This window comes from Microbacterium invictum (assembly GCF_014197265.1).
GTDB classification, from domain to species: Bacteria; Actinomycetota; Actinomycetes; order Actinomycetales; family Microbacteriaceae; genus Microbacterium; species Microbacterium invictum.
Genome location: NZ_JACIFH010000001.1, coordinates 2,246,680 through 2,268,470, shown reverse-complemented (window position 1 = coordinate 2,268,470; position 21,791 = coordinate 2,246,680). Strand labels below are relative to the sequence as shown.

Genomic DNA, 21,791 nt, shown 5'->3' with positions numbered 1-21,791 from the left:
GTCTCGGTTGAGCAGTCGCTTGCGCACAGTGTTCGGCCCCGGGACTGTGCCGGAGCGACTGTTGAATACGCGCCCGGGTTCGGTCTCTCGGTTGAGCAGTCGCTTGCGCACAGTGTTCGGCCCCGGGACTGTGCCGGAGCCACTGTCGAATGGGCCGGCGAGCCCGAACACCGGGCTCAGACGGCGTGCACGAGCAGGTCGCCGACCTCGCAGTCCAGGGCGCGGCAGATCGCCGACAGGGTCGAGTAGCGGATCGCCCGGGCGCGGTCGTTCTTCAGGATCGACAGGTTCACCACCGAGACCCCGACGATCTCGGACAAGCGGGTGAGGGTCATCCCGCGTTCGGCGAGCAGCTCGTCGAGCCGGCAATGGATGCCGGTGATCTCATCCTCGTCGGCGGGGCTCATACGAGCCCCTCGGTGTCGCGCTGCAGGCGTGAGCCGTAACGGAACACCGCCGCCAGCGCGGCGAATGCGAGACCGGCCGCGATGGGCCAGAAGGGGAGCTCGAGGACGAAGGTCGGTTGCGGCAGCCAGGCGTCGAACACGTCCTCGATGCCGGCGACTTCTTCGTAGCTGCCGCCGGTGTGTCCGAGGACCTCGGATGCCGCCATGCTGCCGCCGATGTCGCTGAGCAGCTGCGCGGCGATGCCGCCGACGGCGACGACGACGGCGGTGACCATCGAGGTCCGGGCGACGACCGGCGCGAACGCGCGGCCGGCGAGCAGCTGGAAGCACGTGACGGCGATCATTGCGGCGACCGCGCCGGGTACGAGCAGGCCCAGCCCCTGCCCGATCGCCCAGCAGACCCGGGCACCCGTGCTCAGTCCGGTCGCGACCAGCTCCGCCGAGGTGAACCCGCCGCCGTCGAGCGTCGCCGTCGTGCCGTCGACCTCGGTGCCGGCGGGCAGCTGGGGCCAGAACTCCTGTACCGGGACGGTGATGGTCACACTCTCGTTCAGCAGGACGTTCAGGACGGAGACGATCGCGGCGAGGACGCTGATCGCGGCCCAGAACGCTGCTACCACCAGGGTGACCTTCACCACCGGCGACGGGTCATCGGAGTTCTTGGTGCGCGCACTCGCAACCCCGAACACGCCGATCATCACGGCGATCAGCGCCACCACCGCGAGCGATGCGACCAGGAACCAGCCGGGGAGTGCCATCACACCAGTCCTTCCGTGTCGCGCTGCAGGCGCGTGCCGTCGGCGACAAGGAGGCCGAGGAGCGCGATGATCACCCCGAGGAGGAATCCCGTGAGGTCGACGCGGTCGAGGATCCACTCGAGGTCCCACAGCGAGAGGATCACGGACTCGACGCCGTCGGCGGTCATCGTGACATCGACCGCGGGGTCGTAGATGCGGTATCCGAGCTCCTGCACGGCAATGTCGACGGCGAGGGCGTTGAGCTGCGGTGCGACGGCCGCGGCGATCATGACCAGCGCGCCCAGCGCGCCGAGCCCCCAGCTGAACAGCCTCGTGAAACTGTGCCCCCGCAGCATCCGGACCGCCAGCAGCACCGCGAGAAGACTGCCGGTGATGACGACGAGAATGCCCAGGACGGCGGCGATCGCCTGCAACATGCGCGGGCCGGTGAGCGCCTCAGTGCTCGAGATCAGCACCCCGGAGTAATTCGCGTCGTCCGGTTCGGCCGGCACTTCGCCGTGAACCGGGATCTGGGGGACGTGCCCGGTCATCAGGTCGGCGCGGCCGTTCCAATAGTCGAGGAAGTAGCCCGACACCGTCGGGATCGCACCGATGATCGCGGCGGCGAGCAGCGCCGCTCCCACCACCAGTGCAGCGATGAGCGCCGTGGATCGGCCGGCGCGGACAGCGGTACGGGACATGTCGCCTCCTTATCGATAATCGTTGGTATCGACAAACGATATGGTCTGAGTGGATGCCGTGTCAAGGCGTATCTCGATGGCGGGGGCGAAGCGGTGCGCCGACGGCGAACACGGGCATACCGGGTTCCGCTGGTGGTTATCGTCTTTCGTAAGCGCCAGTAGTCGGCGCCCGAAGGAGTCAGAAGATGTTCGAGAGATTCACGGACCGCGCCCGTCGCGTGGTTGTGCTCGCCCAAGAAGAGGCGAAGATGCTCAACCACAACTACATCGGCACCGAGCACATCCTTCTGGGCCTGATCCATGAGGGCGAGGGTGTCGCCGCCAAGGCCCTCGAGAGCCTCGGCATCTCGCTGGATGCCGTGCGCGAGCAGGTGCAGGACATCATCGGCCAGGGTCAGCAGCAGCCGACCGGCCACATCCCGTTCACCCCGCGCGCCAAGAAGGTGCTCGAGCTGAGCCTGCGCGAAGCGCTGCAGCTGGGTCACAACTACATCGGCACCGAGCACATCCTGCTCGGCCTCATCCGCGAGGGCGAGGGCGTCGCCGCACAGGTGCTCGTCAAGCTCGGCGCCGACCTGAACAAGGTGCGCCAGCAGGTCATCCAGCTGCTCAGCGGCTACCAGGGCAAGGAGCCCGCAGGCGTCGCCGCCGGCGCGGGCGAACAGAACCAGCCGGCCCAGGGCGGCTCGGCGGTGCTCGACCAGTTCGGCCGCAACCTCACCCAGGCCGCGCGCGACAACAAGCTCGACCCGGTGATCGGCCGTGAGAAGGAGATCGAGCGGGTCATGCAGATCCTCTCGCGCCGCTCCAAGAACAACCCGGTCCTGATCGGCGAACCCGGCGTCGGCAAGACCGCCGTCGTCGAGGGTCTCGCGCAGGCCATCGTCAAGGGCGAGGTCCCCGAGACGCTCAAGGACAAGCAGGTCTACTCGCTCGACCTCGGCTCGCTCATCGCCGGCTCCCGCTACCGAGGCGACTTCGAAGAGCGCCTGAAGAAGGTCACCAAGGAGATCCGCACCCGCGGCGACATCATCGTGTTCATCGACGAGATCCACACCCTCGTCGGTGCCGGTGCGGCCGAAGGCGCGATCGACGCGGCATCCATTCTCAAGCCGCTGCTGGCCCGCGGCGAGCTGCAGACGATCGGTGCCACGACCCTCGACGAGTACCGCAAGCACTTCGAGAAGGATGCCGCGCTGGAGCGTCGCTTCCAGCCGATCCAGGTGGCAGAGCCCAGCCTCCCCCACGCGATCAACATCCTGAAGGGTCTGCGCGACCGCTACGAGGCGCACCACAAGGTGCAGATCACCGACGGCGCCATCGTCGCCGCGGCGAACCTCGCCGACCGCTACGTGTCCGACCGCTTCCTGCCCGACAAGGCCATCGACCTGATCGATGAGGCCGGCGCCCGCCTGCGCCTGTCGATCCTGTCGTCGCCGCCCGAGCTGCGCGAGTTCGACGAGAAGATCGCCAAGGTCCGCGAGGACAAGGAGTTCGCCAGCGAGGAGCAGGACTTCGAGAAGGCCGCCGCCCTGCGCGACGAGGAGAAGAGCCTGCTCGCCGAGCGGCTGCGCCTCGAGAAGCAGTGGCGTTCGGGCGACGTGGCCACCCACGCCGTCGTCGACGAGGGCCTGATCGCCGAGGTCCTCGCCCAGGCGACCGGCATCCCGGTGTTCAAGCTCACCGAGGAGGAGACCAGCCGTCTCGTCTTCATGGAGAAGGCGCTGCACCAGCGCGTCGTCGGCCAGGAAGAGGCCATTGCCGCACTGAGCCGCACGATCCGCCGTCAGCGCGCAGGGCTCAAGGACCCCAAGCGCCCGTCGGGCTCGTTCATCTTCGCCGGCCCCACCGGCGTCGGAAAGACCGAGCTGGCCAAGGCGCTCGCCGAGTTCCTCTTCGACGACGAGGGCGCGCTGATCGCGCTCGACATGTCGGAGTTCGGCGAGAAGCACACCGTCTCGCGTCTGTTCGGTGCCCCTCCCGGGTTCGTCGGGTTCGAAGAGGGCGGTCAGCTCACCGAGAAGGTGCGCCGCAAGCCGTTCTCGGTCGTCCTGTTCGACGAGATCGAGAAGGCCCACCCCGACATCTTCAACTCGCTGCTGCAGATCCTCGAAGAGGGTCGCCTGACCGACGGTCAGGGCCGCGTGATCGACTTCAAGAACACCGTCATCATCATGACGACCAACCTCGGCTCGTCGGCGATCGCCGGCGGCCCGGTCGGGTTCCAGGTCGAGGGCAATGCGCAGACCAGCTACGAGCGGATGAAGGGCAAGGTCGACGAAGAGCTCAAGCGGCATTTCAAGCCCGAGTTCCTCAACCGCGTGGACGACGTCATCGTCTTCCCGCAGCTGAACAAGGACGAGCTGCGCCAGATCGTCGGCCTCTTCACGAAGCGGCTGTCCGAGCGTCTGCTCGACCGCGACATGACCGTCGAGCTCAGCGACGCCGCCAAGGACAAGCTCATCGAGATCGGCTTCGATCCGACGCTGGGCGCCCGGCCGCTGCGCCGCGCCATGCAGCGTGAGGTGGAAGACCAGCTCTCCGAGCGCATCCTGCACGGCGAGCTCAACCCCGGCGATCATGTGAAGGTGGATGCCGTGAACGACAAGTTCGTCTTCGAGCACGGTCCGCGGGGCGAGAAAGTCGCCGTCGGCGTCTCGACCGCACCGGCGATCGAGGCCACCCCCGACATCGTCGCGGGTGCCTGAGACTCATCTCTGGACTCAGGGGCGGGGATGCCACGGCATCCCCGCCCCTGAGTCGTTCTAGAGTGGGGGAGTGACAGCACCCCACGACCCGGCGGCGTTCTCGGTCCGTCGGGCCCGCACCGCCGACGTGCGCGGCATCCGCGACATGCTTGAGCCGTACGTGCAACGCCGGATCCTGCTGGGCAAGGAGCTGGTGACCCTCTTCGAGGCGGTTCAGGAGTTCGTCGTCGCCGAGCGCGACGGGCAGCTCATCGGCTGCGGCGCCCTGCACGTGATGTGGGAGGACCTCGGCGAGATCCGCACCCTCATCGTCACCGACGACTGGCTGCACCGCGGCGTCGGCGGCGCGCTGGTCGCCGAGCTCGAGCAGAAGGCGCAGGAACTGGGCCTGACGCGCCTGTTCTGCCTCACGTTCGAGCGTGAGTTCTTCACCCGTCGCGGATTCGCGCCTATCGGTGAGCAGGTCGTCGACCCGGACACGTACTCGCAGCTGTTGCGCAGCCCCGACGAGGGCGTAGCCGAGTTCCTCGATCTGGCGCACGTGAAGCCCAACACCCTGGGGAACACCCGAATGCTCAAGCAGCTCTAGGCGTGCCGACCCGGCCGAATGGATGCCGCGGCTTACCCTGAACGGGTGAGCACGACCCCGCCCCGCCGCCATTCCCCGGCCGTCTATCGACGCCGGCGGCTGATGGTGCTGCTCCTGCTGCTCATCGTGATCGGCGGGATCGTCGCGGTGATCGTCTGGCAGCCCTGGCGCGCCCTGGCCGACGTCCAGGCTGCTCCGGCGTCGACGGATGCGGCCGTCGAGACCGGTCAGGCGAACCCCTCACCGGCGATGACACCCGCTGGGGATGCCACGCCGACCGGCGAGACCGCCGAGTCCCCGGCATCCACCCCCTCACCCGAACCGTCGGGAACCGATACCGCTGCGCCCGTGCCGCCGTGCACGACGAGCGACATCACGGTGATGGCGATGACCGATCAGGCATCGTACGGTGGCGACCAGAAGCCGCAGCTGTCGATCTCGCTGACCAACGACGGTCCCGAGGCGTGCATCATGAACGTGGGCACCGCGACGCAGAAGTTCGAGATCACCAGCGGCAGCGACACCTGGTGGCGGTCGACCGACTGCCAGACCGAATCGAGCGACCAGGTCGTGCAGATCGAGGCCGGGCAGACCGTCGCCAGCGCCGCCCCGCTGGAGTGGGACCGGACCCGGTCGTCGGTGGACACGTGCGACGGACAGCGTCAGCGCGCTCCGGGCGGATGGTTCCACCTCTCGGTGTCGATCGGCGGCATCGAGGCCGCCGATTCGCGCATGTTTCAGCTGAACTGAGGGTGAAAAGCTCGATTTCCCGCGGAATCACCGGCATCCTGAGAACATTCTCATGAATTGTCCCCCTTTCGGGGGACACGCTTTCCATTCGGTGTGCGTACCCTGGAATCAGCTCCCGCCGGCGACCCCCGTTGTCCCCAGCAGCGGCTGCCGGGCCTTCCCCAGAGACCCGGCGTCGGATCCCCCGCCAGCGGTGAGCAATGGGCCCTCTCGATTTCCCCAGTCCCCAATGGGGGGACCGAGAGGGCCCCTTCTGTTGCTGCTCGTAGGCTGGATGCATGGCCGGCAAGAAACGCAGCAAGAAGGATCCGCCCGAGTTCCGCAATCCGCAGCTGGGCGACGCCCTCCAGACGCAGGACATGGCCGCGGTCGCCTTCGCGCTGCGGCACGGTCCGACGGTGGTGCCGATGATGCGCCCCGGCCAGCGCGACAACCCGCGCGACGGTGGCGAGGTGTGGACGTACCGCGACCCGAAGACGGGCGACGTCGCTCTGCTGCTGTTCAGTGACGCGACCCACCAGCCCGAGGCGCTCCCGCCGACGGTCGCCCTGCAGTCGCCCGGGTGGCTCCGCGCCTTCCTCGGCACCCACGAGGCCGAGATCACCACCGTGTTCCTCGACATCGCCGGCCCGCACCCGATGCAGGCCACCCCCGCCGATCTGATCGCCGCGCTCGACGCCTGACGACTAGTGTGGGCGGCATGCGCAGACGTATGGCGCCGCTCGCCACGGTGGTGCTGCTCGCGGCCCTCCTCGCGGGGTGTGCGGCGCCCACGGGTTCCGGGTCGAGCGCGCTCGCGACCTATCCTCGGCCTGAGGCGGGGATGGATGCGCTGCTGGAAGGCACGCTCATCATCAGCGACCGGTGCGTCTGGGTGAGATCACAGGGGATGCGCAACGTGCCGGTGTTCCCCGAGGGTGATGCCGAAGTGCGCGATGGAGTGCTGATCTGGCGCGGGACGGAGTACGCCGACGGCGACAGCATCTCACTCGGCGGAGGCTACCTCCCTGACGGGGGAACGATCCCGGCGGGGTGCGGCCTTGAGCCCGACGCGCTGTTCTTCGTCTCGCCGTATTGAGCCGGTGATGAGGGGTGGATGCCGGAGCTCAGAACTCCGGCAGTTCATCGGCGTCGGGACGGTGGTGCCCCATGACGTCGCGCAGCGCATCGCCGAGGTTTCGCGACGAGGTGTCGATCACCGCACGGTAGCCGAGCCGGGCGGCTTCGGCGCGGCGCTGGGTGTGCTGCACGACCGCGCGGATCTCGCCGGACAGGCTGAGCTCGCCGATCGCGGCCAGCTGCGGCGGGTTGTGGCGATCCCTGACGGCGCTGGCGACGGCGAGCGCGATGGCCAGGTCGGCGGCCGGTTCGGTCAGCCGCACACCGCCGACGGTGGAGACGTACACGTCCTGGTCGGACACTTTCACCTGTGCACGCTTCTCGAGCACCGCGAGCACCATCGCGACGCGGGCGCTGTCGACGCCGCTGACGATGCGGCGCGGGTTGCCGCCGCTCGCGGGCAGAGTGAGCGCCTGCACTTCGACGGGCATCGCGCGACGGCCTTCGAGGGCGATGGTGACGCAGGTGCCGGGCGACCGCGAGCCGTGCCCGAGGAACAGGGCGCTGGGATCGGGGACCTCGGTGATGCCGTCGCCGGTCATGTCGAAGCAGCCGACCTCGTCGGTCGCGCCGAACCGGTTCTTCAACGCCCGCACGAACCTCAGCGATGTCTGCCGATCGCCCTCGAAGTGGCAGACGACGTCGACGAGATGCTCGAGGATGCGGGGGCCCGCGATCGAGCCGTCCTTGGTGACGTGGCCGACGATGATGACGGGCAGTCCCCGGTCTTTCGCGACCCGGATGAGAGTGGATGCCACTTCGCGCACCTGGCTCGGATGCCCGGCCGTGCCGTCGGACAGGGCCGATGACACCGTCTGGACGGAGTCGACGATGAGCAGCTCGGGCATCGTCTGGTCGACGTGCCCGAGAATCGTCGCGAGGTCGGTCTCGCTGGCCAGATACAGCTCGTCGTGGAGGGCGCCGGTGCGTTCGGCGCGCAGTCGCACCTGGCCGAGGGATTCTTCGGCGCTTGCGTACAGCACGCGGCGCCCGGCGCGGGCGCTCTGCGCGGCGACCTCGAGCAGCAGTGTGGACTTGCCGACCCCGGGCTCGCCCGACAGCAGGATCGCGGCACCCGGGACGATGCCGCCGCCCAGTACGCGATCGAACTCGCCGACGCCGGTCGTGCGACGCGGTGTCTCGGCGGTGTCGATGGTGGTGATCGGCCGCGCCGCGCGCCCTGCCCCGGGCGCGATCGGCGTCACGCTGCGACTGGCGATGCCGGTCTGTTCGGCGGCCTCGACGACCGTCCCCCACTGCTGGCATTCGCCGCAGCGGCCGACCCATTTCATGGCCGTCCAGCCGCACTCGGTGCACCGGTACGGTGCGGTCTGCGGTCGTCGGGTGGCCATGGTCACCAGGCTAGTCCGCGCCGCCGACAGCGAGGCCCGGCATCCACAGCCCGGGGTGCCGCGCCCCGTCAGGGGTGCGGCTGGTCGGCGGACTTGCGCAACTCGCGGCCGGTCAGCCGCGCAGCGAGTCGGCGACTTTGTGCAGCTCGGCGGCGGAGTGGTGGAACAGCTCGAGTTCCTGCGGCGAGAACGTCGTCTCGCGGATCGGCTCCGCGCCGGTGGCGCTCACGATGCACGGCACCGACAGTGCCATGCCGCTGACGCCCTGGAAGTCCTGGAGCACCGGCGAGACCGGCATGACCGCGTGCTCGTCGCCCAGGATCGCCTCGATGATGCGGGCACTCGACAGGCCGATCGCGTAGTTGGTCGCGCCCTTGCCCTGGATGACCTTGTAGGCGGCGTCGCGCACGTCGATCGCGATCTGGTCGAGCTCTTCGACACTCATCTTGTCGCCGCGGGGGGTGACCCAGTCGAGGATCGGCACCGTGCCGATGGTCGCCTTCGACCACAGCGCGAACTCGGTGTCGCCGTGCTCGCCGGCGATGTACGCGTGCACGTTCGAGGTCGACACGCCGGCGCGCTCGGCGAGCTTCCAGCGCAGGCGCGAGGTGTCCAGCACGGTGCCGGACGCGAACAGTCGCTCGGGCGGCAGCCCGGTCTGCTCGAGCGCGAGCGCGGTCAGCACATCGCACGGGTTGGTGACGATGACGTACACCGCGTTCGGTGCGACCTCGAGCAGCTGCGGCATCATCGACTTCATGATCCCGGCGTTCACGCCGGCCAGCTCGATGCGCGTCTGACCGGGCTTCTGCTTCGCGCCGGCGGTGATCACCACGACGTGTGAGCCCTCGACGACCGAGATATCGCTGCCGCCGATGATGTCGCTCGTTCCGGTGAACTGCGTGCCGTGGGCGAGGTCGAGGACTTCGGCCTCGGCCTTCTCGGTCGCGATGTCGTACAGGGCGACGTGACGCGCGGAGCCGCGGATCAGTGCGGCGTACGCGGTGCTCGAGCCGACGCTTCCGGCTCCGACGACGGTGACTTTCGAGTTCTCGATGACGGCCATGACGTCAGTCTGGCAGGGGGTGGATGCCGGGGTCCAGACGCGCGGGCCCCGGCATCCCCCACCCAGCGCGGATCAGTCGTTCCACGACCAGATGTCGTCGCCGCGCAGCGTGGCGTCCGCTCCGCCGTCGTTGTAGATGACCTGTCCGGCCACGTGCGTGTTCTCGGGCGAGGTCAGCCAGACGAGCATGTGCGCGATGGACTCCGGCGGCTGGTGTCCGTTCAGGGGCATCGGCACCGCGGCATCCACCATCTTCGTGCCCTCGGGCGTGGCGAGCAGGTCGGCGGTCATCGGGGTCACGACGATACCCGGGGCGACCGCGTTGAGCGGGATGCCGGCGCCGGCCCACTCCGGGCTGATCGAGGCCCGGCGCACCCACCGTGCCAGCGCGCGCTTCGACGACGGGTAGATCGCGTAGCCGACCTCGGGACCCTGATCGGCGAGCCGGTGGGCGATCTCGAGGGCCTTGTCTTCGTCGCCGGCGAGCGCCGCCTCGACCAGTTCGGGCGAGTTGGGTTGGAGCGACGCCATCGAGGAGACCGCGACGGCGCGCGGTGAGTCGGAGGCTGCCAGTGCCGGCGACAGCGCGGTCAGCAGCTCGGTCACGCCGAAGTAGTTGACCGAGATGGTCTTGGCGATCGGCGCCGAGATGCCGGCAGAGGCGATGACCGCGTCGATCGTCCCGCCGGACAGTTCGATCGCCCGCGCGGCGGCGTCGGCGCGGCCCTGCGGGAGCGAGAGGTCGGCCTCGATGTCGGCGTCCTTCAGGTCGATGCCGATCACTCGGTCGCCGCGGTCGCGCAGGATCTGCGCGGTGGCGGCCCCGATGCCGGACGCCGAGCCGGTGATGACGTAGGTACGAGCCATGGTTGCCTCTCCATTCTGCGGCTTGTCTCGTGGACCGCCGCGCTTCGCGAACCTTATGTGGTCCTACCACATACTCTACTCCTCGCCGGGGCAGAAGTGCAGGGGCAGCTTCGCTCAGTGCGAGTCGATGGATGCCGGGTCGCCGGGCTCCGGCATCCGGTTCCTGATCCCGACCCACGACACGAGCCCGCCGACGACGACGAGGGCCGAGGTGACGACCACGGCGCGGTGGAATCCGGCGAGATCGAGGGCGCCGCCCGTGATGAAGGCGAGGACGGCGATGACGAGCAGTCCGGCGACACGGGCGATGGCGTTGTTGACGGCGGAGGCGATGCCGGATCGCTCGGACTCGACCGCTCCGAGGATTGCCGCGGTCAGGGGAGCCACGGTGATGACGAGCCCGAGGCCGAACACGATCATGCCCGGCAGCACCTGCCACCAGTAGTTGAAGTCGGCGCTCACCGCGAGCAGCAGGAGTGAACCGGCGCCCATGATCAGCGGCCCCACCGTCATGAACAGGCGCGGTCCCCATCGGCCGGCGAGCGTGCCGACCGACGAGCTGAGCGCGATCATGATGATGGTTGCGGGGAGGCTCGCGAGGCCGGCGAGGGTGGCGGGCAGGCCGGCGCCCTGCTGCAGGTAGACCACGACCACGAATCCGTTGAGCGAAAGGGCCGCATAGATGAAGAGCGTGGCGATGTTGCCCACACCGAAGTTGCGGACGCGGAACATGTCCAGCGGCAGGATCGGTGAGCGTGCCGTGCGCTGGCGGAGGAGGAAGGCGGCGAACATCAGGATGCCGGTGATCGCGGGCCCCCAGATCGCCGGGTGCGCCCAGCCGAGCCGAGGCTGCTCGATGAGCGCGAAGACGGTGAGGCCCAGGCCGAGCGTGCAGAGTGTCGCGGCGAGCCAGTCGATGTGCCGGTCGGCGCGGGGCGTGTCGCGGGTGGTGAGCCGGGTGAGCAGCCACAGCGTGAGGGCGATCGGCACCACGTTGACCACGAACACCCATCGCCAGGAGAGCAGGTCGACGAACAAGCCGCCCAGCAGGGGGCCGATGACCATCGCGCTGGTGGTCCAGGCCGTCCACAAGCCGATCGCGCGCGCCTGAAGGGGACCGCGCATCGTCGAGGTGATGAGGGCGAGTGAGCTCGGGACGAGGAACGCGCCGGCGGCACCCTGCGCCCCGCGGGCGATGATGAGGATGAGGGCGGTGGGAGCCACCGCGATCACGAGCGAGGCGATGCCGAAGCCGATGAGGCCGATGCGCATGACGAAGATACGGCCGTAGGCGTCGCTGACAGAACCGGCGACAAGGATGAGGGCGCTGAGGGTGATCAGGTAGCTGTCGACGACCCACTGCTGGGTGATCAGGCCGCCGCCGAGCTCTTCGCTGATGGCAGGCAGCGCGACGGTGACCACCGTGCCGTCGAGGAACGCGATGAACGAGGCGAGCACGGCGATGGTGACCACCAGTCGCTGGTTCGGCGTCATCTGCGCTGCCATGCTCGCCACGCTAGACCCGCGCGGCGACCTGCGGGCGGTGGGGCTTCGATGGGTTTACCGCGGACGGCGATCATGCGAGCATCGCGGGTATGGAATTCGGACTGCACATCGCGGACTTCACCTGGCAGACCGGTGCCGCCCAGCTCGGACCCGCATTGGCTGCGCACGTGCGCAACGCCGAGGCCGCCGGCATCCAGCGCATCACGGTCATGGACCACTTCTGGCAGCTGCCCGGGCTCGGGCCGGTCGAGCACGAGATGCTCGAGGCGTATGCGACGCTCGGCTTCATCGCCGCGCACACCGAGAAGGCGCTGCTGCACACGCTCGTGACGGGGGCGATCTACCGCCATCCGTCGCTGCTGGCCAAGCAGATCTCGACGCTCAATGTGCTCTCGGGTGGTCGTGTCGGGCTCGGCATCGGGGTGGCGTGGAACGACGAGGAATGCCGGGGACTCGGCTTCGAGTTTCCGCCGGTCGCGGAGCGGTTCCGTCAGCTGGAAGAGCAGCTCCAGATCTGCCTGCAGATGTGGTCGGACTCGGAGGAGCCGTACGACGGCGCGATCTGGCAGCTCGAGCGCACCCTGAACTCGCCGCAGAACGTGACAAGACCATACCTGCTGATCGGCGGCGGCGGCGAGAAGAAGACCCTGCGGCTGGTCGCGCAGTACGCCGACGCGTGCAACCTGGGGTACTCGCCGCAGCTGGCGCACAAGCTCGATGTGCTGCGGGCGCACTGCGACGACGTCGGTCGCGACTACGCCGAGGTCGAGAAGACCGCGATGATCAGCGTCGGCCCGGAATCCGCGGTTCCGGCGGTCACCACGACGGTCCGCGAACTGCAGGAACTCGGGTTCACGGCGACCTACGTGTACTCGCACGGGATCGACGAGCCGGCCAGGGTTGTCGAACTGATCCGAGGTGTGGCGGCGGGTGTGGATGCCGGGTGATCGAGGCGTCGTGCCCGTCGAATGCATGGTGTGCGCAGGCTGATTCGCGCAGGCGGGCGAGGTCGCGTACACTTTTCCGCGGTGACGTGTCCGAGCGGCCGAAGGTGCAACTCTCGAAAAGTTGTGTAGGGTAACCCCCTACCGTGGGTTCAAATCCCACCGTCACCGCCATAAATGCCTGATCAGCGCCACTTTCGAGTGGCGCTGATCTGCGTTTCGAGGTCAAATCAGGCGCTCCTGACATTCCTGGGTCATTTCCGGCCGGGGAGGGCTGGCTGTGGGGGCCGAGGGTGAGCATGGCGAGGGCGATGAGCGGCCCGGCGGAGTGGAATCCGAACGCGGCTCGGGTGATGAGGCGGATCTTGGTGTTGGTGGAATCGATCAGCCCGTTGGAGAGGTTGTGTTTGATCGCGGCGAGGATCCGGTCGCGGTGTTTGAGCGCGCAACGGTCCTCGCCGAGCAGGTCGAAGAACTCGGCCACGGTCGCCCGGTCACGACCGGGAGCTGCCCACACCAGTCGGCGGGTGTCGTGGTCGACGACGACCATTAAGTACTTGTGGCCCTTCTTGTAGCTGATCTCATCGATCCCGATCCGCCGGAGCCCGTCGAAGCGATCGTCGGCATCAGCCCAGACCCGAGAGATGATCGAGCCCACCGTGCGCCACGCGATCCGCATCAGATCGACCACCGTCGACTTCGACGCGCGGGTGGCCAGCCACGCCACCTGATCATCGAAAACGTGGGTGAGACCGGCGTCGTGACGAGCCCACGGCACCGCCCCGACCACGACCCCGTGGACCCGGCACTGCACTCGCGGCGCGTCTGCTTCCACGAACGCCTGGATCGTGCCCAGATCCAGGCTCCGCCACCGGCGCCGGCCAGGGCCGGTGTCATAGCCCGGGCTCCGGCGACGACAGATCCCGCAGGCCACGCTCCCGCGATCGGGGGCGCACATGCGCGACCAGCCGTGGCTCTGGCGCGTTCGACCAGTGGCGCGCGCTCATCGGCGACCACATCGCCTCGACGCCCGAGGTGGAGCACGTTCGCCACGTGCTCACCGCGTTCTAAGAGACGCTGACTTACAGCGAACCGCTTCGAAGATGCGAGCGCACGTCGGCACTCCCGAGCTTCAGCCCTCTTGGCTGACGGTGTCCGCGCATCGCACGGACAGCTCAGGATCCGCGGAGCGCGGACCTTCACGCCCGACTGACCCCAAGCGTTACGGTGAGGCCGCGGACCTTCGACTGAACGACCGTGTGATCCTCGTCGTCGGGGGTCACGGCCTCATAGGAAGCGCTGTAGTGAGCGCTCTTCGTCAGGAGGGCGCCACAGTCATCCCCGCTTCGCGTCATGCACCTGAGGGCGTGACGATGGACGCGCGGAGCGATGAGTCGGTCACCAAGGCCCTCAACGAGATTCGCTGCCTTCACGGGCGCGTTGACGGCCTCGTCGTCACGGCCGCCCAGAGCGCGCGAACCCTGCACCAGTCGCGCAACTCCGACCCGGACCAGGTCGCCCGCGCCGTTGAGGACAAGGCGATGTCTTTCCTCCGGCTTGCGAACGCGATCTTGCCACCGATGGTCGAAGCCGGGTACGGACGAGTCGTCGGCGTGAGCGGGCAGAACGCGTTCCAGACCGGCAACATCACAGGATCGGTCCGGGACGCCGCGCGCGTCGTCACGGCCAAGAACCTTGCTGACGCTGTCGCGGGGTCTGGGGTCAAGGTAAACGCCGTGAGCCCTGGCATTGTCGTCGACGAGCCTTCAGGCGACATTAGATTGGGCCGCGGTGGGCAGCGCACACCGGCTGACGTGGCGAACCTCGTCACGTTCCCTGATGTCACCGCTGAGCGGAGCGGTCTCCGGCGAGTCCTGGGCTGTCGGGCACCGAGTCCGCGGTGCGACTGGGCTCTGACGCCAGCGCTCTCTCGTCGGCGACCCTACTGGTGGCGGGCGATCCGTTAGGGCGGAGCACACGCTCCTGCCGCCGCACGTCGCGGGAGTGCAAGCGGGCGGCGCATTCCGACATGAGCGCGCCGGCCCGTTGCGCGTACGGTCGTGGTCATCGAATCGAACGAGGGGGCTTCCAGATGGTTCAGCGACCGGAAGGGGCTGCGGTCGAAGGCGGGCAGCCGGACGCGCCCTGGTACCGAGAGGTGCTCGGGCACTTTCCGACAGGGGTGGCGGTCGTCACCGCGCTGGACGCGGAGCGCGACCCGGTCGCGATGGTCGTGGGTTCCTTCGTGTCGGTCTCGCTGGACCCGCCGCTGGTCGCCTACTTCCCGCAGAAGTCCTCGAGCACATACGCCCGGCTGTACGACTCCCCAAGGTTCGTGATCAGCGTGCTTGCCGCCGATCAGGAGCAGCTGTGCCGGCGCCTCGCCTCGAAGGATCCGCGCAAGCTCGACGGCGTCCCACTGCGCTCCACGGCGGCGGCGACGCCGGTGATCGACGGGTGCGTGGCGTGGATCGAGTGCGATCTGGAGACGCGTCATGACGGCGGCGACCATGACATCGTCGTGGGCCGGATCGTCCAGATGGCCCGCCCCGACCCCCGACTTCCTCTCGTCTTCTTCCAGGGCGGATACGGCCGGTTCTCCCCGTCATCTCTCGTGATGCCCACAGAGAAGGACCTCATCCCGGCTCTGCGGGCGGTCGAGGCCGCGCGCGCCACTTTCGAAGACATCGCCGCCCGCGCGGGACACGGCATCCAAGTGATCGCACGCATAGCCGACGAACTGGTGCTCCTCGCCAGCGCCGGCGGCAGTGGCCAAGATGCGCTCGCCTCGCATGTGGGTCGCAGGATGCCGCACAAACCGCCACTGGGCGCGCTGTTCGTGGCCGAGGACGACGCGCTGGCCGACCGCTGGCTCTCACACGCGCGCACGGACGCGGTGCGTGGAGTGTATTCGGCGATGCTGGATCGCGTACGCGAGCGAGGGTGGTCTCTGGCTGCGGCCGACCCGTGGCACGTCGAGTGGAACGAGACTCTCAAGGAGTTCTCGGGCGGGGTGTACACCCCGTCGGTGGAGCGCCGGATATTGGAGTTGATCGATCAGCGCGCCGGTGACTACGAGCCGGAGGCGGGGCTCGCAGTCGAGAGCATACGGCTCCTCGTCGCGCCGGTGCGCGATGCCGAGGGGGCCGTGGTGCTCGAGATCCTGCTCCTCGATATCGGACCGGACGTGGACACGGCCCGGCGCGAGGAGCTGCTGGCACTTCTGCTCGCAGGGGCGGACGACGCGTCGAAGGCGATCTCGGCCCTGTGACACGGGTCGCAAGCCGAGGCGTCTGCGCACATGAGGGTGTCGCTCACATCATCGCGTCGCGCCGGCACGGCGGCGAGCCTAGAGCAGAACCGAGTACTGGTGCCGAGGAGACTTCACGATGACGCGCTTGTGGAACGACCCTGCCGCCTTCGCGGACGAGATGATCGACGGGTTCGTGGCGGCCAACGGCCGTTACGTCCGGCGGGTGACTGGCGGGGTGGTGCGCAGCACCGTGAGCCCCGCCGGGCAGGTCGCGGTCGTCGTGGGCGGCGGGTCGGGCCACTACCCCGCGTTCGGCGGGCTCGTCGGGCAAGGCCTGGCGCACGGCGCCGCGATGGGCAACCTGTTCGCGTCCCCGTCGACGCAGCAGGTGTACGCGGTCGCGAAGGCCGCGGAAAACGGCGGCGGCGTGTTCTTCTCGTACGGCAACTACGCCGGCGACGTGCTCAACTTCGACGCGGCGCAGGAGCGCCTGCGCGGTGAGGGCGTCGCGTGCGAGACGGTGGCCGTCACCGACGACATCTTCAGCGCGAGCCCCGACGAGGCGCACAAGCGCCGCGGCATCGCCGGCGACCTGACGGTGTTCCGCATCGCGTCGGCCGCCGCCGAGGCCGGGTACGACCTCGGCGAGGTCACCCGCATCGCCCGGCTCGCGAACGAGCGCACGCGCTCGTTCGGCGTGGCCTTCACCGGCTGCACCCTGCCCGGCGCCGATCACCCGCTGTTCAGCGTGCCGGAGGGTCGCATGGCCATCGGCCTGGGCATCCACGGTGAGCCGGGCATCGACGAGACCGGCATCCCGACCGCCGACGAACTCGCCGAACTGCTCGTGTCCCGTCTGCTCGACGAGCGTCCCGCCGGCGCGGACGGCCGCGTGGTGCCGATCCTCAACGGCCTCGGCTCGCTCAAGTACGAGGAGATGTTCGTCGTCTACCGGCGAATCGCCCAGCTGCTCGAGGGCGCCGGGCTCGAGGTCGTCGACCCGCACGTGGGCGAGTACTGCACGAGCTTCGACATGGCGGGCACGTCGCTGACCCTGTTCTGGCTCGACGACGAGCTCGCCGACCTGTGGGACACCCCCGTCGACACTCCCGCGTACCGTCGCGGCTCGGTGGCGCCGGCGGAGCGGACGGATGCCGCGGTCGACGCCGCGGAGACCGCGGAGGCGATCCCCGCCGCGGACGAGGCATCCCGCGCCGCGGCCGCCACGGTGCTCGCCGCGGTCCGCACGATCGCGGACACCGTCGACACCCACGTGGACGAGCTGGGCCGTATGGATGCGATCGCTGGCGACGGCGACCACGGCATCGGCATGCAGCGCGGCTCGCACGCGGCCCTCGCCGCCGCCGCGAAGGCCGCCGAGGCCGGCGCCGGCGCCCGCACCACCCTGGCCCGCGCGGCCGACGCGTGGTCCGACAAGGCTGGCGGCACCTCGGGAGCGCTGTGGGGCGTCATCCTCAACGCGGTCGCCGCGAAGCTCGGCGACGAGGGCGATCCCGACGCCACGTCGGTCGCGGCCGGCGTCGCCGCCGGAGCGCAGGGCGTCATGGCCTACGGCAAGGCCGAGGTCGGCGACAAGACGCTCGTCGACGCACTCGTGTCGTTCAGCTCGACGCTCACCGGCGCCGTCGACTCCGGCGCGGCACTGGCCGACGCGTGGCGGACGGCGGCGGATGCCGCGACCCGCGCCGCAGCGGCGACGGCAGATCTTCTCCCCCGCATGGGCCGCGCGCGCACGCACGGCCAGAACAGCGTGGGGACCCCCGACCCGGGCGCGCACTCGCTCGCCCTCATCGTGACGGCCGTGGGCGACGTGCTCGCGACCCGGAAGGAGCACGCACATGGCTGAGCCGCTGCGCATCGTGATCGGCGCGGACGACGCCGGATTCGACTACAAGGAGATCCTCAAGAAGGACCTCGAGAACAACCCCGGCGTCGCCTCGGTGGTCGACGTGGGCGTGGACGCCGACGGCCGCACCCCCTACCCGAAGGTCGCCATCGCCGCCGCCGAGCGCGTCGCCGCCGGCGACGCCGACCGCGCCCTGCTGATCTGCGGCACCGGACTGGGCGTCGCGATCGCCGCCAACAAGGTCCCCGGCATCCGCGCCGTGACCGCCCACGACTCCTTCTCCGTCGAGCGCGGGGTGCTCTCCAACGACGCCCAGATCCTCACCATGGGCCAGCGCGTCGTCGGCATCGAGCTCGCCCGCCGCCTGGTGCGCGAGTGGCTCACCTACCGCTTCGACACCTCCTCGGCCTCCGCCGAGAAGGTCGCCGTCATCGGCGAGTACGAGGCCACCGGATCCTGCTGATGTCCGCCCAGGTCACCGTCGGCGTGAGCCTCAAGATGTACTTCGGGCATCACGAGGCCCTCGACTGGTGCGCGCGGGTCGCCGGCCGGGTGCGTCAGCACCCGGGTGTGATGTCGGGCGCGGTGCGGTTCTTCGTCATCCCCACCTACCTGCAGATCGGCCCCGCACTCGACGCGTTCCGCGATACGCCGGTCCTCGTCGGTGCCCAAGACGTCTCGCCGTACGAGTGCGGCCCGTACACCGGTGAGGTGGCCGCAGCCGAACTCGTCGAGGTCGGCGCCCGCATCGCCGAGATCGGCCACGCCGAACGCCGCCGCCTGTTCGGCGAGACCGACGCGATCATCGCCGCCAAAGCCGCCGCCACCCTCCGCCACGGCGCCACCCCCGTCCTATGCGTGGGTGAAACTCAACCGCAAACCCCGACGGATTCTGCAACCACCACGGTCGCGCAACTGCAGGCTTGCCTGGCCGGGGTCCCCGACGGCGCCGTCATCATCGCCTACGAGCCGGTATGGGCCATCGGCGCCCCCCACCCCGCACCCGCCGACCACATCACCACCGTCACCACCGGTCTCAGCGCCGCGATCGCATCCGATCCCGCACGCATAGGGAGCGTTGTCATCTACGGTGGCTCGGCCGGCCCCGGCCTGCTCACGCGCCTCGGGGCCAGCGTCGACGGCGTCTTCCTCGGCCGGTTCGCGCACGACCCCGACGCGCTCGTCTCAGTCCTGGACGAGGCATCCGTTCTCGCCTCGGCGCGGCAGGGGCTGCGGTCGAGCGGAGAAGTCCACGCGTGATCTCCGCGCCTGACGCAGGGTCATTGTCACGCAGTGCATAGTATGCGCGCCGAGTTGGCGGGCACATCAAAGTCCGACCGGGATGCCCGCCCATAGCGTCGAGAATCATGATGAACCTGATGCTCTTCCACAGCCCCCTTGGCCGGATGACGCACAGCTGGCGCCGTGCGACGAGCCGCTCCGAGGAGCTCACGTCCATCGAGCTCGCACTGCACTCGGCGCAACGTGCCGAGGACGCGAAGCTCGATGCGATGTTCCTGTCGGACACTCCGTTCTACGACCCGGGCGACATCATGATGTACGAGCCCGTCACCACCATCGCCGCCCTGGGGGCCCTCACGAAGCGGGTGGGTCTGGTCGGCACGATCCCGACGACCTACACCCAGCCCTACGACGTCGCCCGCTACCTCGCGTCGATCGACTTCATCTCGAAGGGTCGCGCCGGCTGGAACATCGTGACCCTCGCCAGCGGCGAGGAGAACTACTCGCACGACCTGCCACCAAAATCCGAGCGCTACGCCATCGCGGAGGACTACCTGCAGGCGGCGACGAAGCTCTGGGACGCCTGGGACGACGATGCCGTCGTCCGCAACCTCGGCAACGGCGACTGGGTCGATCCGGCGCGCGTGCATCGCGCCGACCATCACGGTCCGCACTATCGCACCCGCGGGCCGCTGCCGATGCCGCGTTCGCCTCAAGGGCGGCCGGTTCTCGTCCAGGCAGGTCAGTCGCCCGAAGGCCGCGCCTTCGGCGCGCGGTGGGCAGAGGTCGTGTTCACCTCGCAGAACCGCCTCGAACTCGCCCAGGAGTTCTACGCCGACATGCGCGACCGTGCCGAACGGAGCGGAAGGCCCGATGGCATCCCGAAGGTGCTGCCCGGGATCGTGCCGCTCATCGCGAGCACCCAGGACGAAGCCGAGAAGATCGCCGAGGAGATCGCCGAGCTGTATCCCCTCGACCGCGGTCTCATCGAGCTGAGCGAGTTCCTGCTCGGCGCGGATCTCGCCGGGCTGGATCTCGACGAGCCCATCCCGCTCGAGCGACTGGTCCCGCTCGATCTCGCGAAGGAGATGCCGCAGCTGACGGCGAGCCGCTACGAGAATCTGTACCGCATCGTCGTGGATGAACGCCCCACGCTGCGGCAGATGGTCCGCACCGGCACGAAGACGAAGGGACACCAGTTCATCGTCGGGACGCCGACGACGATAGCCGATCGGATGCAGGCGTGGTACGAAGCCCGCGCATGCGACGGATTCGTCATCATCCCGCCCTATATGCCCGAGGGTCTCGATGCGATCTGCGACGACCTCGTCCCGGAGCTCGTGGCCCGCGGCCTCTTCCGTGCCGAGTATCCGGGCACCACGCTTCGCGACACGCTGGGTCTCGTCCGGCCCGCTCCGGTCCGCTGACGTGTCGGGCAAACCGCGCGCGGTCATCGGTCAGGTGCTCAGCGAGGAGCTCTGCCATGAGATCGAACGACGGGTCCCGCGTGTCGAGGTCATCCGCGACGCGTCGCTGATCCGCCCGCCACGGCACATCGGCGACCACGGTGGCGACCCTGCCCACGAACGCTCGCCCGATCAGCTGCGGAGGTTCCGCGCGATGATCGACTCGGCGGAGCTCCTTTACGGCGTGCCGGATGAGGATCCCGCCGAACTCCATCGGACCGTGGAGGCGAATCCCGCGCTGAAGTGGGTCCACACCACTCGGGCGGGTGGAGGAGCCCAGGTACGCGAGGCGGAACTGCCGCCGGATGCCCTCGAACGCATCGTCTTCACGACCGCGGCCGGGGTGCATGCCGAGTCGCTCGCAGACTTTTCGGTGCTCGGCGTGCTGGCGGGGCTGCGCGGACTCGGCACTCTTCAGGACGCGCAGCGACGCACCGAGTGGATCGAGCGATGGCCGGTGAAGACCGTCGAGAGCGCGACTGTCGTGGTCGTCGGGACCGGGCACATCGGCTGCGCAGCCGCCCGCAAGCTGCGAGCGCTCGGCGCGCACACGATCGGCGTGCAGCGTTCGCCGCACGCGCAGCCGCAGTTCGACGAGACCGTCGGCTACGAGCGGCTCCACGAGGTGCTCGCGCGAGCCGACTCGCTCGTCGTCGCCCTCCCCGGGACGGCACTCACACACCACCTCATCGATCGTCACGCGCTTGCCGCGCTCGCGCCGCACGCGAGCGTCATCAACGTCGGCCGCGGCTCCACGATCGACGAGGTCGCTCTCGTCGACGCGCTCCACAAAGGACGACTGAGATCCGCGGCGCTCGATGTGTTCGAGGTCGAGCCTCTGCCCGCCACGTCACCGCTGTGGGGCATGCCGCACGTGATCGTCAGTCCGCACGGCGCGGCGATCACCGCGCACGAGGACGACTTGATCGTCGACCTCTTCATCGAGAACGCGAACCGACTGCTCGACGGTCAGCCGATGCGGAACGTCGTGAACATCACCGAGTTCTACTGATCCGCCCGACGTCGGGCGCGGCCCGTCATTGATGTGTCGCGGCACGACAAGAAGGGCGCCGCATCCGCATCCTACGCTTCCTCACAACCCACCAAGCACGCCCCCAGAAAGGCGAGTTCCTTGGCCGACACTCTTGTATCAGCGACGCCGACGCCCGACCGCTCCGGGCCGATCCGAGAGTCGAGACCGCGTACCCGCCGGCGCC

The 21,791-nt window shown here is 69.1% G+C and carries 20 protein-coding genes, 1 tRNA gene and 1 pseudogene; 14 read left to right on the top strand and 8 right to left on the bottom strand.

The annotated features are described in order from the left end of the window. Window positions 1-176: 176 nt before the first annotated feature. From BKA10_RS10550 to BKA10_RS10540, 3 genes are read right to left on the bottom strand one after another with little or no spacing between them, the layout of a single operon-like run. On the bottom strand, window positions 177-407 hold the full coding sequence (locus tag BKA10_RS10550; protein WP_183499855.1) for a helix-turn-helix domain-containing protein: 231 nt from the start codon (window positions 405-407) through the stop codon (window positions 177-179). Next, the gene (locus BKA10_RS10545; protein ID WP_183499854.1) at window positions 404-1,165 is read right to left on the bottom strand and encodes a hypothetical protein; all 762 of its coding nucleotides are present in this window, start codon (window positions 1,163-1,165) and stop codon (window positions 404-406) included. The genes BKA10_RS10550 and BKA10_RS10545 overlap by 4 nt, the downstream gene beginning before the upstream one ends. Beyond that, complete coding sequence (locus tag BKA10_RS10540) at window positions 1,165-1,845, bottom strand: hypothetical protein (RefSeq protein WP_183499853.1); 681 nt, start codon at window positions 1,843-1,845, stop codon at window positions 1,165-1,167. Before BKA10_RS10540 ends, BKA10_RS10545 begins: the two co-directional genes overlap by 1 nt. A 185-nt stretch (window positions 1,846-2,030) precedes the next feature. Here BKA10_RS10540 and BKA10_RS10535 point away from each other — a divergent pair, with 185 nt between their 5' ends. The 5 genes from BKA10_RS10535 (at window position 2,031) to BKA10_RS10515 (ending at window position 6,970) form a co-directional block, all read left to right on the top strand. After that, window positions 2,031-4,553, top strand: coding sequence for an ATP-dependent Clp protease ATP-binding subunit (locus BKA10_RS10535; RefSeq protein ID WP_183499852.1), 2,523 nt, complete (start codon window positions 2,031-2,033; stop codon window positions 4,551-4,553). Between the two features lie 70 nt (window positions 4,554-4,623). Continuing rightward, window positions 4,624-5,142 carry an amino-acid N-acetyltransferase gene (locus BKA10_RS10530; protein WP_183499851.1) on the top strand — a complete coding sequence of 173 codons (519 nt, stop codon included), beginning with the start codon at window positions 4,624-4,626 and terminating at the stop codon, window positions 5,140-5,142. A gap of 45 nt (window positions 5,143-5,187) precedes the next feature. Then, window positions 5,188-5,892: a hypothetical protein gene (locus tag BKA10_RS10525; RefSeq protein ID WP_248199316.1), complete on the top strand. Its 705-nt coding sequence runs from the start codon at window positions 5,188-5,190 to the stop codon at window positions 5,890-5,892. A gap of 278 nt (window positions 5,893-6,170) precedes the next feature. Continuing rightward, a complete protein-coding gene (locus tag BKA10_RS10520) occupies window positions 6,171-6,575 on the top strand; it encodes a dehydrogenase (protein ID WP_183499850.1) in 405 nt (134 codons plus the stop codon). A gap of 17 nt (window positions 6,576-6,592) precedes the next feature. Further along, on the top strand, window positions 6,593-6,970 hold the full coding sequence (locus BKA10_RS10515) for a hypothetical protein (protein ID WP_183499849.1): 378 nt from the start codon (window positions 6,593-6,595) through the stop codon (window positions 6,968-6,970). Between the two features lie 28 nt (window positions 6,971-6,998). Here the strand turns inward: BKA10_RS10515 and radA are convergent, their stop codons facing one another. From radA to BKA10_RS10495, 4 genes are all read right to left on the bottom strand, one after another. After that, complete coding sequence (radA, locus tag BKA10_RS10510) at window positions 6,999-8,363, bottom strand: DNA repair protein RadA (RefSeq protein ID WP_183499848.1); 1,365 nt, start codon at window positions 8,361-8,363, stop codon at window positions 6,999-7,001. 112 nt (window positions 8,364-8,475) lie between these two features. Beyond that, window positions 8,476-9,429 carry an L-lactate dehydrogenase gene (locus BKA10_RS10505; protein WP_183499847.1) on the bottom strand — a complete coding sequence of 318 codons (954 nt, stop codon included), beginning with the start codon at window positions 9,427-9,429 and terminating at the stop codon, window positions 8,476-8,478. Between the two features lie 72 nt (window positions 9,430-9,501). Continuing rightward, entirely contained in the window at window positions 9,502-10,296 is a 795-nt protein-coding gene (locus BKA10_RS10500; RefSeq protein WP_183499846.1) for an SDR family oxidoreductase, read from the bottom strand. Between the two features lie 114 nt (window positions 10,297-10,410). Then, window positions 10,411-11,802, bottom strand: coding sequence for an MFS transporter (locus tag BKA10_RS10495; protein ID WP_183499845.1), 1,392 nt, complete (start codon window positions 11,800-11,802; stop codon window positions 10,411-10,413). 89 nt (window positions 11,803-11,891) lie between these two features. Between BKA10_RS10495 and BKA10_RS10490 the strand changes: the two genes are divergently transcribed. Then, window positions 11,892-12,749, top strand: coding sequence for an LLM class F420-dependent oxidoreductase (locus BKA10_RS10490; protein WP_183499844.1), 858 nt, complete (start codon window positions 11,892-11,894; stop codon window positions 12,747-12,749). 80 nt (window positions 12,750-12,829) lie between these two features. Beyond that, a tRNA-Ser gene (locus BKA10_RS10485) sits at window positions 12,830-12,920 on the top strand. Window positions 12,921-13,188: 268 nt separating this feature from the next. Here the strand turns inward: BKA10_RS10485 and BKA10_RS10480 are convergent. Then, window positions 13,189-13,714, bottom strand: a pseudogene (locus BKA10_RS10480) (transposase); the annotation flags it as partial. A 291-nt stretch (window positions 13,715-14,005) separates the two neighbouring features. Between BKA10_RS10480 and BKA10_RS10475 the strand changes: the two are divergent. The 7 genes from BKA10_RS10475 to BKA10_RS10445 all read left to right on the top strand — a co-directional run bounded on the left by BKA10_RS10475 (window position 14,006) and on the right by BKA10_RS10445 (window position 21,586). Then, on the top strand, window positions 14,006-14,713 hold the full coding sequence (locus BKA10_RS10475) for an SDR family oxidoreductase (RefSeq protein WP_248199319.1): 708 nt from the start codon (window positions 14,006-14,008) through the stop codon (window positions 14,711-14,713). Window positions 14,714-14,838: 125 nt separating this feature from the next. Beyond that, window positions 14,839-16,017, top strand: a complete 1,179-nt coding sequence (locus BKA10_RS10470) for a flavin reductase (protein ID WP_183499843.1) — start codon at window positions 14,839-14,841, stop codon at window positions 16,015-16,017. Window positions 16,018-16,135: 118 nt separating this feature from the next. After that, window positions 16,136-17,866, top strand: a complete 1,731-nt coding sequence (locus BKA10_RS10465; RefSeq protein WP_183499842.1) for a dihydroxyacetone kinase family protein — start codon at window positions 16,136-16,138, stop codon at window positions 17,864-17,866. Beyond that, the gene (locus tag BKA10_RS10460; protein WP_183499841.1) at window positions 17,859-18,329 is read left to right on the top strand and encodes a ribose-5-phosphate isomerase; all 471 of its coding nucleotides are present in this window, start codon (window positions 17,859-17,861) and stop codon (window positions 18,327-18,329) included. The genes BKA10_RS10465 and BKA10_RS10460 overlap by 8 nt, the downstream gene beginning before the upstream one ends. Beyond that, window positions 18,329-19,126 carry a triose-phosphate isomerase family protein gene (locus tag BKA10_RS10455; RefSeq protein ID WP_183499840.1) on the top strand — a complete coding sequence of 266 codons (798 nt, stop codon included), beginning with the start codon at window positions 18,329-18,331 and terminating at the stop codon, window positions 19,124-19,126. Before BKA10_RS10460 ends, BKA10_RS10455 begins: the two co-directional genes overlap by 1 nt. 110 nt (window positions 19,127-19,236) lie before the next feature. Beyond that, complete coding sequence (locus tag BKA10_RS10450) at window positions 19,237-20,535, top strand: NtaA/DmoA family FMN-dependent monooxygenase (protein ID WP_183499839.1); 1,299 nt, start codon at window positions 19,237-19,239, stop codon at window positions 20,533-20,535. A 1-nt stretch (window position 20,536) separates the two neighbouring features. Continuing rightward, window positions 20,537-21,586 (top strand): NAD(P)-dependent oxidoreductase, encoded by a 1,050-nt coding sequence (locus tag BKA10_RS10445; RefSeq protein ID WP_248199321.1) that lies wholly within the window; start codon window positions 20,537-20,539, stop codon window positions 21,584-21,586. Window positions 21,587-21,791 lie beyond the last annotated feature (205 nt).

Excerpts from the sequence above, each read along its gene's own strand:
- BKA10_RS10515 (WP_183499849.1), top strand. The coding sequence starts at position 6,593 with ATGCGCAGACGTATGGCGCCGCTCGCCACGGTGGTGCTGCTCGCGGCC.
- BKA10_RS10535 (WP_183499852.1), top strand. The coding sequence starts at position 2,031 with ATGTTCGAGAGATTCACGGACCGCGCCCGTCGCGTGGTTGTGCTCGCC.
- BKA10_RS10470 (WP_183499843.1), top strand. The coding sequence starts at position 14,839 with ATGGTTCAGCGACCGGAAGGGGCTGCGGTCGAAGGCGGGCAGCCGGAC.
- BKA10_RS10520 (WP_183499850.1), top strand. The coding sequence starts at position 6,171 with ATGGCCGGCAAGAAACGCAGCAAGAAGGATCCGCCCGAGTTCCGCAAT.
- BKA10_RS10465 (WP_183499842.1), top strand. The coding sequence starts at position 16,136 with ATGACGCGCTTGTGGAACGACCCTGCCGCCTTCGCGGACGAGATGATC.
- BKA10_RS10460 (WP_183499841.1), top strand. The coding sequence starts at position 17,859 with ATGGCTGAGCCGCTGCGCATCGTGATCGGCGCGGACGACGCCGGATTC.
- BKA10_RS10455 (WP_183499840.1), top strand. The coding sequence starts at position 18,329 with ATGTCCGCCCAGGTCACCGTCGGCGTGAGCCTCAAGATGTACTTCGGG.
- BKA10_RS10545 (WP_183499854.1), bottom strand. The coding sequence starts at position 1,165 with ATGGCACTCCCCGGCTGGTTCCTGGTCGCATCGCTCGCGGTGGTGGCG.
- BKA10_RS10550 (WP_183499855.1), bottom strand. The coding sequence starts at position 407 with ATGAGCCCCGCCGACGAGGATGAGATCACCGGCATCCATTGCCGGCTC.
- BKA10_RS10450 (WP_183499839.1), top strand. The coding sequence starts at position 19,237 with ATGAACCTGATGCTCTTCCACAGCCCCCTTGGCCGGATGACGCACAGC.
- BKA10_RS10495 (WP_183499845.1), bottom strand. The coding sequence starts at position 11,802 with ATGGCAGCGCAGATGACGCCGAACCAGCGACTGGTGGTCACCATCGCC.
- BKA10_RS10490 (WP_183499844.1), top strand. The coding sequence starts at position 11,892 with ATGGAATTCGGACTGCACATCGCGGACTTCACCTGGCAGACCGGTGCC.
- BKA10_RS10540 (WP_183499853.1), bottom strand. The coding sequence starts at position 1,845 with ATGTCCCGTACCGCTGTCCGCGCCGGCCGATCCACGGCGCTCATCGCT.
- BKA10_RS10505 (WP_183499847.1), bottom strand. The coding sequence starts at position 9,429 with ATGGCCGTCATCGAGAACTCGAAAGTCACCGTCGTCGGAGCCGGAAGC.
- BKA10_RS10500 (WP_183499846.1), bottom strand. The coding sequence starts at position 10,296 with ATGGCTCGTACCTACGTCATCACCGGCTCGGCGTCCGGCATCGGGGCC.
- radA (WP_183499848.1), bottom strand. The coding sequence starts at position 8,363 with ATGGCCACCCGACGACCGCAGACCGCACCGTACCGGTGCACCGAGTGC.